At 53.4% G+C, this 14,414-nt stretch carries 17 protein-coding genes; 7 read left to right on the plus strand and 10 right to left on the minus strand.

The features are described from left to right. The first annotated feature begins 17 nt into the window (after positions 1 to 17). Together LDN84_RS22640 and LDN84_RS22645 are read left to right on the plus strand one after the other, a co-directional pair. A complete protein-coding gene (locus LDN84_RS22640; protein ID WP_223906244.1) occupies positions 18 to 845 on the plus strand; it encodes an AraC family transcriptional regulator in 828 nt (275 codons plus the stop codon). A 361-nt stretch (positions 846 to 1,206) separates the two neighbouring features. After that, a complete protein-coding gene (locus LDN84_RS22645) occupies positions 1,207 to 2,577 on the plus strand; it encodes a homoserine dehydrogenase (protein ID WP_223906246.1) in 1,371 nt (456 codons plus the stop codon). A 49-nt stretch (positions 2,578 to 2,626) separates the two neighbouring features. Here the strand turns inward: LDN84_RS22645 and LDN84_RS22650 are convergent, their stop codons facing one another. Continuing rightward, entirely contained in the window at positions 2,627 to 3,370 is a 744-nt protein-coding gene (locus LDN84_RS22650; protein ID WP_223906248.1) for a tRNA-uridine aminocarboxypropyltransferase, read from the minus strand. 346 nt (positions 3,371 to 3,716) lie between these two features. Here LDN84_RS22650 and LDN84_RS22655 point away from each other — a divergent pair, with 346 nt between their 5' ends. The 3 genes from LDN84_RS22655 (at position 3,717) to LDN84_RS22665 (ending at position 5,790) form a co-directional block, all read left to right on the plus strand. Next, the gene (locus LDN84_RS22655; protein WP_223906250.1) at positions 3,717 to 4,304 is read left to right on the plus strand and encodes a LemA family protein; all 588 of its coding nucleotides are present in this window, start codon (positions 3,717 to 3,719) and stop codon (positions 4,302 to 4,304) included. An 83-nt stretch (positions 4,305 to 4,387) separates the two neighbouring features. After that, a complete protein-coding gene (locus tag LDN84_RS22660; RefSeq protein WP_223906252.1) occupies positions 4,388 to 5,269 on the plus strand; it encodes a TPM domain-containing protein in 882 nt (293 codons plus the stop codon). Then, complete coding sequence (locus tag LDN84_RS22665) at positions 5,269 to 5,790, plus strand: TPM domain-containing protein (protein ID WP_223906255.1); 522 nt, start codon at positions 5,269 to 5,271, stop codon at positions 5,788 to 5,790. Before LDN84_RS22660 ends, LDN84_RS22665 begins: the two co-directional genes overlap by 1 nt. Positions 5,791 to 5,886: 96 nt before the next feature. Here LDN84_RS22665 and LDN84_RS22670 read toward each other — a convergent pair whose 3' ends face one another. The 9 genes from LDN84_RS22670 to LDN84_RS22710 all read right to left on the minus strand — a co-directional run bounded on the left by LDN84_RS22670 (position 5,887) and on the right by LDN84_RS22710 (position 13,153). Beyond that, positions 5,887 to 6,303 (minus strand): F0F1 ATP synthase subunit epsilon, encoded by a 417-nt coding sequence (locus LDN84_RS22670; RefSeq protein ID WP_223906257.1) that lies wholly within the window; start codon positions 6,301 to 6,303, stop codon positions 5,887 to 5,889. A gap of 65 nt (positions 6,304 to 6,368) precedes the next feature. Then, positions 6,369 to 7,793 carry a F0F1 ATP synthase subunit beta gene (atpD, locus tag LDN84_RS22675; protein ID WP_223906260.1) on the minus strand — a complete coding sequence of 475 codons (1,425 nt, stop codon included), beginning with the start codon at positions 7,791 to 7,793 and terminating at the stop codon, positions 6,369 to 6,371. Positions 7,794 to 7,841: 48 nt separating this feature from the next. Beyond that, positions 7,842 to 8,738, minus strand: coding sequence for a F0F1 ATP synthase subunit gamma (atpG, locus tag LDN84_RS22680; protein ID WP_223906262.1), 897 nt, complete (start codon positions 8,736 to 8,738; stop codon positions 7,842 to 7,844). A gap of 29 nt (positions 8,739 to 8,767) precedes the next feature. Then, positions 8,768 to 10,321, minus strand: coding sequence for a F0F1 ATP synthase subunit alpha (gene atpA, locus LDN84_RS22685; RefSeq protein ID WP_223906264.1), 1,554 nt, complete (start codon positions 10,319 to 10,321; stop codon positions 8,768 to 8,770). A gap of 50 nt (positions 10,322 to 10,371) precedes the next feature. Then, entirely contained in the window at positions 10,372 to 10,902 is a 531-nt protein-coding gene (locus tag LDN84_RS22690; protein ID WP_223906267.1) for a F0F1 ATP synthase subunit delta, read from the minus strand. A 9-nt stretch (positions 10,903 to 10,911) separates the two neighbouring features. Further along, entirely contained in the window at positions 10,912 to 11,382 is a 471-nt protein-coding gene (locus LDN84_RS22695) for a F0F1 ATP synthase subunit B (protein WP_223906269.1), read from the minus strand. A gap of 36 nt (positions 11,383 to 11,418) precedes the next feature. After that, a complete protein-coding gene (gene atpE, locus LDN84_RS22700; RefSeq protein ID WP_096668784.1) occupies positions 11,419 to 11,667 on the minus strand; it encodes a F0F1 ATP synthase subunit C in 249 nt (82 codons plus the stop codon). 56 nt (positions 11,668 to 11,723) lie between these two features. Beyond that, entirely contained in the window at positions 11,724 to 12,614 is an 891-nt protein-coding gene (atpB, locus tag LDN84_RS22705) for a F0F1 ATP synthase subunit A (protein WP_223906271.1), read from the minus strand. Between the two features lie 14 nt (positions 12,615 to 12,628). Next, on the minus strand, positions 12,629 to 13,153 hold the full coding sequence (locus tag LDN84_RS22710; protein WP_223906273.1) for an ATP synthase subunit I: 525 nt from the start codon (positions 13,151 to 13,153) through the stop codon (positions 12,629 to 12,631). 108 nt (positions 13,154 to 13,261) lie between these two features. Between LDN84_RS22710 and LDN84_RS22715 the strand changes: the two genes are divergently transcribed. Both LDN84_RS22715 and lipB read left to right on the plus strand, forming a co-directional pair. Next, on the plus strand, positions 13,262 to 13,546 hold the full coding sequence (locus LDN84_RS22715) for an HP0495 family protein (RefSeq protein WP_223906275.1): 285 nt from the start codon (positions 13,262 to 13,264) through the stop codon (positions 13,544 to 13,546). A 2-nt stretch (positions 13,547 to 13,548) separates the two neighbouring features. Continuing rightward, positions 13,549 to 14,322, plus strand: a complete 774-nt coding sequence (lipB, locus tag LDN84_RS22720) for a lipoyl(octanoyl) transferase LipB (RefSeq protein ID WP_223906278.1) — start codon at positions 13,549 to 13,551, stop codon at positions 14,320 to 14,322. Positions 14,323 to 14,414 lie beyond the last annotated feature (92 nt).

Below are 14,414 nucleotides of genomic sequence, written 5' to 3' on the forward strand. Positions count from 1 at the left end.
GCCACAACCGACAAAACATGCGCATCCTTCGCCCCAAGCTCGACATCCCATTGGCTAGCCCCAGCTTGCCCGCGCCCCTGATGTTTCGTAGCGCCTATGTGCCAGCGCTGGGTATTTACCCGCTGCACCAGCACGCCTGGGGTGAGTTTGTGTATTCGTTCAGCGGGGTGATGGAAGTCAAGGTGGCCGAGCACCACTACCTGGCACCGCCGCAATACGGGGTCTGGTTGCCACCCAACCAGGCGCATGTGGGCATGAACCGCCAGGCGGCACACCATGCCTCGCTGTACATCTCGGCCGAACTGTGTGGGGCTTTGCCCACCGAGCCAAGTGCACTCACCGTCAGCCCGCTGGCGCGTGCCATGCTGGAGCATTTGCATGCCCGGCCAGCCCCGCAGGTAGATGCCGACAGTCCGGCTGATGCCCGCTTGTTGCAGGTGTTGCTGGACCAGCTCAGCACCGCGCCCCGTGCGGGCAGCTACCTGCCCAGCTCGGATGACTTGGCTCTGGGCCCGGTGTTGCGCTGGCTGGAAGCCCACCCCGGAGACAACCGCACGCTGCCCGAACTGGCGGCCCTTGCCAACACCACCGAACGCACGCTGATGCGCCGCTGCCAGCGTGATCTGGGCATGAGCCTGGCACAGTGGCGGCAACGGCTGCGGGTGGTCAAAGCCATGGCGCTGCTGGAGCATGGTCAAACCGTGGAGACCATCGCGCTGGATCTGGGTTACGGCAGTGCATCGGCCTTCATCAGCATGTTCAAGCGCCTGGCCAGGGCGACACCCGATGAATTCCGCAAGGGGGCCATGGTGCCTGCAGCTTTTTATAGTGAAAATGACCTCTAGTGCCCGTCAATATTGCGTGAGCAGCTATCAAAAATGTAAAAAGTTGCCAATGGATTTTTGGCTGACTTGATGCCAGAACGGGTGCAACGCGCCAGACCTGTCTGCACCTCAATTGCTCACACCTGCGTGGTATGCTTTAGGACATGTCGTGCCGTTCCAAACCCAGCCAGATGTACACCCAACCTGTGGTGTGTGCTGGTTTGCCCGTGATTTTGCGGGCTATAGACGCACGAATGATTACCACCATTAAAACCACGGCTGCCTGAGCGTCGTGCAGGTGGCCGTTCCGGCTGCCTGGTGGTGTACCTCTCTGAACAACCCCCGCCAAGGCAGCAGGGGTTTCAACTGTTTGGAGAGTTTTATGTACCAAGATCAATTCGCCACGTTTACATCCGGCAACCCTTCCTGTGCCGCATCGCCGCAGGCACCGCTGCGCGTTGGCATGCTCGGCCTGGGCACCGTTGGCTCAGGCACCTACCGCGTTTTGCAACGCAATGCAGAGGTGATTGCCGCCAGAACCGGCCGACACATTGAAATCACGACGGTCGCCGTACGTCACCTGAGCCGCGCTGCCAACATTGTTGGCCGTGAGGTGGTACTGACTGATGACCCGTTTGCAGTGGTCAACAACCCGGAGATTGACGTGGTCGTGGAAGTTATTGGCGGCACCACTCCGGCACGTGCATTGGTGCTGCAGGCGATTGCCAATGGCAAACATGTGGTGACCGCCAACAAAGCCTTGCTGGCCGTACATGGCCGCGAGATTTTTGCTGCGGCACAGGCCCAAGGTGTGGTGGTGGCCTATGAAGGGGCGGTGGCAGTCAGCATCCCCATCATCAAGGCGTTACGTGAAGGACTCACCGCCAATCACATTGAGTGGATCGCCGGGATCATCAACGGCACCACCAACTACATCCTGTCAGAAATGAAAACCAAGGGCCTGAACTTTGCCACGGCCCTGGCCGATGCCCAGCGTCTGGGTTATGCCGAAGCTGACCCGACGCTGGACATACAGGGTATTGATGCCGCACACAAGCTCACCTTGCTGGCGGCCAATGCGTTTGGTGTACCCGTTCAGTTTGATCAGGTGCATGTGGAGGGTATCACTGAGCTGGATTCGCTCGACATCAGCTTTGCCGGGAGCCTGGGCTATCACGTCAAACTGCTGGGCATCGCTCAACGCACCTCGCGTGGCCTGGAACTGCGTGTACACCCCACGCTGATTGCCGCCGACCACCTGCTGGCCCAGGTCAACGGCTCCATGAACGCCGTGATGGTGAAGAGTGATGCCGCTGGCATCACCCTGTATTACGGGGCAGGAGCGGGTTCCGAACAAACTGCATCCGCCGTGATTGCTGATCTGGTGGATGTATGCCGTACCTCGGGAACATCACCGCAGCACCGGGTGCCCTACCTTGCGTTCCAACACAGTGCCATGGCTGCTATCCAGGTACTTGGCATCAACGAGGTTGAAACCGCGTACTACCTACGCCTGAATGTCTCGAACACATCGTGCATCTTGCCAACCCTGTCTGAATATTTTGCAGCAGCCCCGGTGCGGGTGCGGCAAGTCGAGGTGCTGGCGCACCCTGGCGACCCGACACTCAACGCGGTGCTGGTACTGACCGAACCCACATCAGGGCGTGTCATGTGCAACATGGCGGCAGAGCTGGCGCAGTTGCCAACAGTGTCGGGTCTTGTGACCATGCTGCGTATGGCCGATTTGAGTTGAATGGGCGGGCCATCGCATACAAGTGACGGGTGCCAATGGATGATGCTGGCTACTTCACGGGTGTCACCACCAAGCCGCGCAAGCGCAGGTGCACCGCATCTTCCCAATCGATGGCCACCAAGCGCTTGGCAGCCAGGTAGTGGTTGGTGAACACGTCAAAGTAAGCGTCCATCACCTGTGCCGCATGGGTTTCACCGGCCAGTTCCAGGCACAATGCGGCCACTTCGGCGGTACACAGGTGGTCAGCGCGCTTGGAGCGGCGCAGTTGGTAGCGTGACAGTTGCGCAGGTTGCAAACTCAGCACCGGCAAGTGGTTCAGGTAAGGGCTTTTGCGGAACATCTTGCGCGCCTCAGTCCAAGTGGCATCCAGCAGCACAAACAGCGGGCGCTTCAGCGGGCCGGTGTGTGCGTCCTCGGGCGGCAGCACCTCGGTCACCACCCGCGCAGCCTCCACAAACTCGCCAGGAAACACCAGGTAGGGCTGCCACTGCGGATCGGCAAGCATGGCCAGCAAAGCCGGATCCACCTCGGTACGTGCCCAGCCAAAGGCCGCCGTATCAGCCACCACATCAGCGATGAGCCAGCCAGTGTTGCTGGGTTTAAGTGGCTCAATGTCAGCCATGATCAAGCACACGCCTGCTCGCGTGGCTACCGTGGGCCGTAGCGTACACAGGCAGTGCTTGAACGTCACCCGGCAATCAGGGCAACGCTCGGAACGCGACCCGCGCGCAATAAAAGGTTTGGCACTGCGTGCCAGACGGGCGCTACGCAGCAGGGAGACAGCTTGAGGCATGAGAAATGGCAAGGGTAAATGCAGGTGATGCATTGTGAATGGATAGTCTACTGTCTTGTACTTGGCGGGCTAACACATTGCATCAGTCCATGTCAGTGGGGTCATCTTCTGGCTTGTTTCAGCGCGCTCGGCAGGGTCGTTGATTTCTACCGAGTTCTCTGGCTGTACATGGCGCACCCGAAATCCGGGCCAGTAGACTTCTCCTGTTGCACTTGGATTTGAGAGCGCGCTATATTTGAGCAACCAATTCAGCGCTTTGCCATAAAACCCATGCGGTGATGCCTGTGCAAAACTCCTTTGCAAACCTGGTCTTATGCTAAGGTCACACTTTATTTCGGAGGTGCTTATGAAACGCTGGCTTTTAATCCTGACGACAGCCCTGCTGCTCACTGGCTGTGGCTATAACGACTTTCAACGCTTGGATGAACAAACCAAATCGGCATGGAGTGAAGTTCTGAATCAGTACCAACGCCGCGCTGATCTGGTGCCTAACATTGTGGCCACCGTCAAGGGGGAGGCCACCTTTGAGCAGGAAACCCTGACCAAGGTGATTGAGGCACGTGCCAAAGCCACGTCAATTCAGGTGACCCCGGAAACGCTGAATGACCCCGCAGCCTTCAACAAGTTTCAAGCTGCACAGGGTGAGTTGGGTTCTGCGCTCAGCCGCTTGATGGTGGTGTCTGAGCAATACCCCAGCCTCAAGGCCAATCAGGGCTTCAGCGATTTGCGTGTACAGCTTGAGGGCACTGAAAACCGTGTCACGGTAGCCCGTAACCGCTACATCCAGTCCGTACAAGACTACAACGTGCTGGCACGTAGTTTTCCCAGCAACCTGACGGCCATGGTGTTTAGCTATACGCCAAAACCTAATTTTTCGGTACAAAACGAGGCTGCCATTTCTGCCCCGCCGGTGGTTGACTTCACCAAGAAATGAGTGCACTCAAAGTGCAGAGAAAACTCGCGAGTTCCAGGTTTCTCAGTCACCATGTTGCGTATTCCACTCAACTTGACCTGAAGTTGCCTCATTTCATCTTGCTTGCGGCGCTACTGTGGGCTTGCATTTTGTGGATACCCACAGCGTTTGCCCAGCAAGCTGTGCCCGTCTTGAGTGGGCATGTGGTTGACACCGCCGGTACCTTAAATCCCGCGCAACACAGCGCACTAGAAGCCACGTTGACCACCTTTGAACAGACGAAGGGTTCACAAATAGTGATTTTGCTGGTGCCCAGCACACAACCGGAAGACATTTCTTCTTATGCAAACCGGGTAGCCAACGACTGGAAGATAGGTCGCAAGAACATTGGTGATGGGCTGTTGTTGATTGTGGCCGTTCAAGACCACAAACTTCGTATTGAGGTGGCCAAAACGCTGGAAGGCGCGATCCCCGACCTGGCGGCCAAACGCATCATCGATCAGGCCATCACACCACGCTTTAAACAAGGGGACTATGCGGGGGGCCTGCAAGCTGGTGTCGAGCACATCATGGCACTGATTTCCAATGAAGCCTTGCCAGAACCTGCTGCCACACCATCCCGCCCTTCGGCTGACTTTGATTGGATGGAATTGGGCGTTTTGATGTTCATTGCAATACCCGTGGTTGGGGCCGTGTCGAGAAACATTCTGGGCAAGAAACTGGGCGCTCTGGCCACTGGTGGTATTGCTGGTGCCCTTGCCATGACGTTGACTGCCAGCCTGCTGATTTCCGGATTGGCAGGGCTGTTTGCATTAGTGCTTACCTTGCTGCAAAGCAGCAACCTGGGAAACCGGTCTGGCCGCTCCGGTGGTCATTCATCGGGCTGGGGACATGGTGGGGGCTTTGGCGGCGGCAGTTTTGGCGGCGGCTTTGGCTCTGGTGGAGGTGGTGATTTTGGGGGCGGTGGTGCCTCAGGAGATTGGTAATGTGGCAGCGTCTAATCCGTTTCGTGAAACACCGTTGGCAAAATGACAACGCTGCTCAACAAGCTATTCCTCCAGCGGTTTTGAACAAGTTGGCAACCGCTATCGCGAACAGTGAATCGGGCCACAGCGGTGAAATTCGTATTTACATTGAAGCCGCCCTGCCTACCAGCTATCTATGGCAGGACTGTCCCATAGAACAGATCATCCGTCAACGCGCGTTGTCCATGTTTGGCAAACTGGGTGTGTGGGATACAGAGCACAACAATGGGGTACTGATTTATTTGCTGCTGGTCGAAAAGCGACTCGAAATTGTTGCAGACCGTGGCTTGAATGATCGTGTCCCTGCTGGTATCTGGTCAGAATTAGCTTCTTCCATGTGTGAGACATTCAAGATGGGAAACTATGAAGCTGGCCTGAACCTAGCTGTACAAGAGGTCTCCTGCTTGTTACAGCAACATTTTGCAATGTCACCACATCAGATTAATCTGAACGAATTACCCAATGAACCAGTGCTGGGGTAATGACCGGCAGAGGTTCAGCACTTTCAGAGTGGACATAAAAAAACCCGCTGCTCACTGAAGTGAGTGCGGGTTTTCAGAATTTCACGTGTCTGTGAGTTACTTTTTCTGACGGTATTTACGCAACGCAGCAATTTGCGCAGCCATCACAGCCAGTTCAGAACTAGCTTTGGCCAAATCCAGATCCGATTTGGCGTTTTTGACCGCTTCTTCTGCTGCCAATCTGGCAGCGTTGGCTTTCTCATCATCAAGGTCCTTGCCACGAATAGCGGTATCAGACAAAACAGTGACGCAGTTGGGCTGCACTTCAAGAATGCCACCTGCCACAAACACAAACTCTTCGCTGCCGTCGGCCTTTTCAATGCGCACGGACCCCGCTTTGATGCGGGTGATCAGTGGGGTATGGCGCGGGTAAATGCCCAATTCACCAGCTTCACCAGGTAAGGCTACAAAACGTGCCTCACCCGAAAAGATGGATTCTTCAGCACTCACCACATCAACGTGGATAGTGTTCATATAACTCCTAATCAGTTGGGGACAACGCTTGATGCGATGCGATCAAGAACTGCCCCACAAGGCCTTTAGACTTTTTTGGCTTTCTCAAACGCTTCATCAATGGTACCCACCATGTAGAAGGCTTGTTCTGGCAGGTGATCACATTCACCAGCCACAATCATCTTGAAGCCGCGAATGGTTTCGGCCAAGCTGACATATTTGCCAGGCGAGCCAGTGAACACTTCAGCGACGTGGAAGGGTTGTGACAGGAAACGTTGAATTTTCCGGGCACGTGCCACTGTGAGCTTGTCTTCTGGTGCCAACTCGTCCATACCCAAAATGGCAATGATGTCGCGCAACTCTTTATAGCGTTGCAGCGTACCTTGCACGGCACGAGCCGTTTCATAGTGGTCCAGACCCACCACATTCGGATCGAGCTGACGGCTGGTGGAGTCGAGCGGGTCGACCGCAGGGTAGATACCCAGCGAAGCAATGTCACGTGACAACACCACAGTGGAGTCCAAGTGGGCAAAGGTGGTCGCAGGAGACGGGTCGGTCAAGTCATCGGCTGGCACGTAAACGGCCTGGATGGAAGTAATCGAACCAACCTTGGTGGAGGTGATCCGCTCTTGCAAACGGCCCATTTCTTCGGCCAGAGTAGGCTGGTAACCCACGGCGGAAGGCATACGACCCAACAAAGCGGACACTTCGGTACCAGCCAAGGTGTAGCGATAAATGTTGTCCACGAAGAACAACACGTCTTTGCCTTCGTCACGGAATGACTCCGCAATGGTCAGGCCGGTCAAAGCCACGCGCAGACGGTTGCCTGGGGGCTCATTCATCTGACCGTAAACCATGGACACCTTGGAGTCTTCAAGCTTCTCCAGGTTCACCACGCCAGAGTCGGCCATTTCGTGGTAGAAGTCATTGCCTTCACGAGTACGTTCACCCACACCGGCAAACACGGACAAGCCGCTGTGTGCCTTAGCGATGTTGTTGATGAGTTCCATCATGTTCACAGTCTTGCCCACACCGGCACCGCCGAACAGACCGACCTTGCCGCCTTTGGCAAACGGGCAAACCAAGTCAATCACCTTGATGCCGGTTTCCAGCAATTCTTGCGAAGGGCTGAGTTCGTCGTAAGTGGGTGCCTTGCGGTGAATAGCTGAATACTGAGTAGTTTCAACTGGACCACGTTCATCAATCGGATTACCCAGCACGTCCATGATACGGCCCAATGTGGCCGTGCCCACTGGGACAGAAATCGGTTTACCGGTATTGGTCACCATCAAACCACGACGCAAACCGTCGCTTGAGCCCAAGGCGATGGTGCGGACAATGCCGTCACCCAACTGCTGCTGGACTTCAAGTGTCAGGGTTGAACCTTCGAGCTTGAGCGCATCGTAGATGTGCGGCATGTGTTCACGCGGAAATTCCACGTCCACCACAGCGCCAATGCACTGAACAATCTTGCCTTGAACGTTTGCGTTCGTTTGAGTATTTTGAGCCATTTGGTTCTGCTCCAATTTAAATTAAAGTGTGCTAGCGGTTGCTTTGGCTTAGGCGCTGATGGCGGCTGCACCGGAAACAATTTCTGACAGTTCTTTGGTGATGGCGGCTTGCCGAGTCTTGTTATAGACAAGTTTCAGCTCACCAATCACATTGCCAGCATTGTCGGTTGCAGCCTTCATGGCCACCATGCGCGCAGCATGTTCAGAGGCCATGTTTTCTGCAACAGCCTGGAACACCAATGCTTCCACATAGCGCACCAGCAAGTCGTCAATCACGGTCTGCGCATCCGGCTCGTAAATATAGTCCCAACCATGCTTTGTGCCAGAAGTTTCCTCACTTGCACGTGCTTGCTCCTGCATTTGAACCGCTGACAAAGGAAGCAGTTGTTCCATCACAACCTCTTGCTTCATCGTATTGATGAACCGAGTGTATGAAAGATAAACCGCGCTCACTTCACCTTTGGCATAAGCATCCAGCAAAACCTTGACGGGACCAATCAGCCGTTCAAGATGGGGGCGATCACCCAATTGCGTCACATGCGATACCACCTTGGCACCGATACGATTGAGAAAACCTAACCCCTTGTTGCCAATGGCGACTGCTTGCGTGGTCATGCCTGCAGCTTGAACATCACGCAATTTATTAGTCACACCGCGCAATACATTGGTATTGAGACCACCGCACAGCCCCTTGTCGGTACTTACAACAATCATGCCCACCGCCTTCGCGTCATTGGGCTTCATGAAAGCATGCACATACTCAGGGTTGGCTTGTCCCAAATGCGCAGCGATATTGCGCACTTTTTCTGCATACGGCCGAGCCGCACGCATGCGCTCTTGAGCTTTACGCATTTTGGAGACAGAAATCATCTCCATGGCCTTGGTGATCTTCTTCGTACTTTCGAAGTTTTTGATCTTGCCGCGTATTTCCTTGCCAGTTGCCATATCAGTCTCCTATCAAGTGTGAGGTGACCTTAAGCAAATGACTTTTTGAAGGCAGCTACTGCGGTGTTCAATTCGGCTTCAGCGTCCTTGTCCATGGCACGAGCTGCTTCCAGCTTGGCCAACAGAGCTGCATGCTTGTCTTTCAGATAGCCATGCAAACCATGTTCAAAAGCCAAGACCTTGCTCACAGCGATGTCATCCAGGTAACCCTTGTTAACGGCGAACAAAGTTGAACCCATCAAAGAAATTGGTAATGGACTGTATTGAGCTTGCTTGAGCAATTCAGTAACGCGTGCACCACGGTCGAGTTGCTTACGAGTAGATTCGTCCAAGTCAGAAGCAAACTGTGCAAATGCCGCCAATTCACGATATTGAGCCAAATCGGTACGGATACCGCCTGACAAATTCTTGATCAATTTGGTTTGAGCTGCACCACCCACACGGGACACAGAAATACCAGCATTGATAGCTGGACGGATACCTGCATTGAACAAACTGGTTTCCAGGAATATCTGGCCGTCTGTAATGGAAATCACGTTGGTTGGCACGAAAGCAGACACGTCACCAGCTTGCGTTTCAATGATAGGCAATGCGGTCAAAGAACCGGTTTTACCCTTTACTTCACCCTTGGTGAAAGCTTCAACGTAATCAGCGTTCACACGTGCGGCACGCTCCAACAAACGGCTGTGGAGATAAAACACGTCACCAGGATAGGCTTCACGGCCTGGAGGACGACGCAAGAGCAACGACACTTGACGGTAAGCAACCGCTTGTTTAGACAGGTCGTCGTACACGATCAGGGCATCTTCACCGCGGTCACGGAAATACTCGCCCATGGTACAGCCAGAGTAAGCAGCCACATATTGCATGGCAGCAGATTCAGATGCCGTTGCCGCCACCACAATGGTGTACTCCAAGGCACCGGCTTGCTCAAGCGAGCGCACCACATTCTTCACGCTGGACGCTTTTTGACCAATCGCTACGTATACGCAGGTCATATTCTGACCTTTTTGATTGATGATGGCATCAATCGCAACGGCTGTTTTACCAGTCTGGCGGTCACCAATGATCAATTCGCGCTGACCACGACCTACGGGCACCATAGAGTCAATCGATTTCAAACCGGTTTGCATGGGCTGATCAACCGATTGGCGGGCAATAACGCCTGGTGCCACTTTTTCGATCACGTCGGTCATTTTGGCGTTGATCGGGCCTTTGCCATCAATTGGTTGACCCAAGGCATTCACCACACGACCTTTGAGTTCTGGACCAACGGGAACTTCCAAAATGCGTCCCGTGCACTTGACGGTATCGCCTTCAGAAATATGCTCATAAGCGCCCAAAATCACGGCACCCACCGAGTCACGCTCCAGGTTCAAAGCCAAACCATAGCTGGCTTGACCTTCGGCATCAGCTGGGAACTCAAGCATTTCGCCTTGCATCACGTCAGAAAGACCATGGATGCGGCAAATACCGTCGGTTACGGAAACTACCGTACCTTGATTGCGGATGTCTGATGTGGCAGACAAACCTTCAATACGGCTCTTGATCAGTTCAGAAATTTCTGCTGGATTGAGTTGCATGACTCTTTCCTTCTTTCATTAAATAGGCCTGAGACTGGAGGGCAAAAGCCTCAAGCCGTCAGTGCCATTTTCATTTGTTCCAAACGGGCCTTGACGGATGTGTCAAGAACTTCGTCACCCACGACCACCCTGATGCCACCAATGAGCTCAGGCTGCAACTCAACTGACACATTGAGCTTACGTGCAAAACGTTTTTCCAGCACTTTGGCCGCATCAACCAATGCTGCGCCATCCATAGGGAAAGCGCTGTAAATCACGGCATCGCTAGAGCCGCTTTTGTCATTGACCAGCGCCCGGAACTGCACCGCAATCTCTGGCACAAAAGCCAGACGGTTGTTGGCAATCACGGTTCGAATAAAGTTTTGCGCATGGCTATCCAGTGCAGACTTCATCACACCGGAAATAACTGCGTACACCTGTTCGTTGGTCGCCTTGGGACTGTCAGCAAATTGCTGCAATTGAGCTTGCGCTGATACACAGGCAAACTCATCAAGCCAAGTCAGCGCAGCAAACGCATCAGATGTGCTTGCTTTATACAAAGCTTCGGCGTAGGGACGGGCAATAGTGGCGAGTTCAGCCATGGCGTTCTCTTAAAGCTCAGTCTTTAAACGAGACAACAAATCTGCATGCACGCCAGCATTGACTTCCTTGCGGAGAATCTGTTCGGCACCTTTAACAGCGAGTGCAGCTACTTGCTCACGCAAGGCCTCACGGGCTTTAACGGTTTGCTGCTCGGCTTCAGCCTTGGCGGCAGCAACAATCTTGTTGCCTTCGTCAGTGGCTTTGACTTTTGCCTCTTCAATGATGGACAAGGCACGACGTTCTGCATCCGCCAAACGGGTGGCGGTTTCTGTACGTGACTTGACCAATTCATCCTCCACACGCTTGTTAGCGGATGAAAGTTCTGCTTTGGCCTTGTCTGCAGCAGCCAGGCCGTCTGCGATTTTCTGTGCGCGGTCGTCAAGTGCTTTGGCTATCGGTGGCCACACGAATTTCATCGTGAAAACCACCAACATGAAAAACACCGCCATTTGCGCGAAGAATGTTGCGTTAATACTCACAACAACCCCTCTCTATTAAATGAAAGGCGATGGAAATTATTTCAACACGAAGGGGTTAGCGAACGCAAACATCATTGCGATACCAACACCAATCAGGAACGCAGCGTCAATCAAACCAGCCAGCAAGAACATTTTGGTTTGCAATTCGTTCATCAACTCTGGTTGACGAGCAGCAGCTTCAAGGTATTTGCTACCCATGATGCCGATACCGATACAAGCACCAACAGCACCCAGACCAATGATCAAACCAGCAGCCAATGCCACCAAACCAAGAACGTTTTCCATTTAAAGCTCCTATGGATTCAAGTTGAAAAGAAAAAGAAAAAACTACCTACAAACTGTTAGTGATGGTCGTGAGCTTGGCCCACATACACCAGGGTCAACATCATGAAAATGAAGGCCTGCAAAGCAACAATCAAAATGTGAAAGATTGCCCAACCCGTACCCGCCACCACATGACCCAACCACAATGCAACGCCAGTGGCCGAACCAAAACCAACCGCACCCATCAGCGCAATCAGCATGAACACCAACTCACCAGCGTACATATTGCCAAACAACCGCATGCCATGCGAGACTGTTTTAGCAGTGAATTCAATCAGTTGCATGCTGAAATTCAACACACCCAGAATAAGTGCAAATAAAGGATTTTTGCTGGTGCCAAATGGAGCTGTCACCAATTCATGCGCCCAACCACCCGCACCTTTGATCTTGACGTTGTAATACAAACAAACCAATAACACCGATGTAGACATAGCCAGCGTAGTGGACAAATCAGCAGTGGGAACCACACGCATATAGGCATGCGCAGTATCGTGACCCATAGCACCGTAAATAACTTCCCAAATCAGGGGAATCAGATCAACAGGCAAGAAGTCCATTGAATTGAGCAAAAACACCCACATGAACACAGTCAACGCCAATGGACCTACAAATTTGCGCGATTCAGCATTATGAATAATGCCTTTAGCCTGGGTATCCACCATCTCAAGCAGAATTTCCACAGCCGCCTGCATACGACCCGGAACACCTGCCGTAACACTTTTGGCTACACGCCACATAAAAAACAAACCAACAACACCCAGCAGAACTGACCAAAAAATGGAATCAAGGTTGAAAACCGAAAAATCGATCACACCTGATTGCTTCCCCGTTTGCAAATGATGCAAATGGTGACCAATGTAGTCACCCGCAGTGAGACCTTGTTTTACAGCGTGTTCTTCAGCAGCCATCAGTTACTCTTTGATCAGTTACTTTTACCGTGAGGCAAATGTTCGCCATGAATGAATTGAACTGGTTTTTCCTTGCGCTTAAACGCCAGAGCCAACCAATACACCTTAATAGTGACAACCAAGCCAACCAGCATGGCCGGCCAACTCAGATCCTTCACCAAACGATGAGCCGCATAAAGCATGCTCAACGTCACCACAATCTTGACCAACTCCCATACAAAGAAGCTGATCACCGCCGCACCCGGGTTGATACGAGCAAACTGACTCGTCAAACCACGCGCAAACAATGCCGCAGGAACCACTACAGCAATTGAGCCACAAGCGACTGATCTGGCAACATTGACACCAAACACAGCCCACGCTAAAGCAACAATCACCAAGCCCACAACAACTTGCCCCAAAACCACCCACCATGGCGATACCACCGGATGGGCTTTCACAAGCGCCTGCGCCTGCTCACGAGACAACGGGGAAAAATCTGACTCATCGTCAAACCCTGATCTCCGCGCTATTGAAGGTGGTATTGTCACCATGTACATTACGCCTACTTTACAGCTTGGCCCCGACTAGATTAGCCTTCGATTATACGGACAAATTGCTGCACCGCAACCATTTCCTCCCTCGACTTGCCTGTAACCACCTCTGTTATGACCACCCCCCCACCCAACACTGAACAAGCTTCCCTGATCACCTACCCGTGCCAATTTCCGATCAAAGTCATGGGACTCAAGGTCGAAGGCATGGTGCATGCCATCACCCACATCGCCCAGCAATTTGATCCCAGCTTTGATGCTGGCACCATCGAATTGCGTGAGAGCAAAGGCGGCAAATACCTGGGTGTCACCATCACCGTGAATACCACCTCCAGGGAACAACTCGACGAAATTTACCGAACACTGTCCACCCACCCCATGGTCAAGGTGGTACTTTGAGCGTGAACCTGAATCCAAAATTTTTGGGGCTTGTAGACTACGAGCCCACCTACACCGCCATGCAGGCGTTTACCGCCACACGCACAGAAGTCACCCCCGATGAGCTCTGGATTTGTGAGCACTTACCGGTTTATACACAGGGTCTGGCAGGCAAAAAAGAACATATTTTCAACCCCGGCCATATTCCCGTGGTGCAAACCAACCGGGGTGGCCAAGTGACCTACCATGGACCCGGCCAAGTGGTGGCTTACCCGCTGCTGGATCTCAAACGCGCTGGCTACTTTGTCAAAGAATATGTCTATCGTATTGAAGAAGCCGTGATCCGCACGCTGCTGCACTTTGGTGTAACCGGCCACCGGGTGGCTGGTGCGCCGGGAATTTATGTGCGGCTGGATGACCCGGCTTCACATGCGCTGTTGCCACAGCGGCCAATGAAAATCGTCAAAACTCCGGATGCGCGATCCGAGCTGTTCCCTGACGCAGCCGGGCCCACCCCCGGCTCTTCGGCCATTACGCCTGCTGTTCACCACCAAGCTAGCCCCAACTTCACCGGCCTGGGAAAAATTGGCGCTTTAGGCATCAAAGTCAGCCGCAACTGCACCTACCACGGCGTTGCGCTGAATGTGGCCATGGATCTGGAACCCTACTCGAGAATCAACCCCTGTGGCTACCAGGGCCTGCAAACGGTGGATCTTTCTACAATCGGCACCCACGCCAGCTGGCAAGAGGTGGCCGATGTGTTCAGCCAAAAACTCGCCACCTACCTGGCCCCCTGAAACGCTAGACACTCACCCATCACTCGCGCACAGACATCGGCTGACACAGCGCTTGAGCAGCCCCTGGGCGTATTGATATTGACCATTGAACC

The organism is Rhodoferax lithotrophicus, from assembly GCF_019973615.1.
Lineage (GTDB): Bacteria > Pseudomonadota > Gammaproteobacteria > Burkholderiales > Burkholderiaceae_C > Rhodoferax > Rhodoferax lithotrophicus.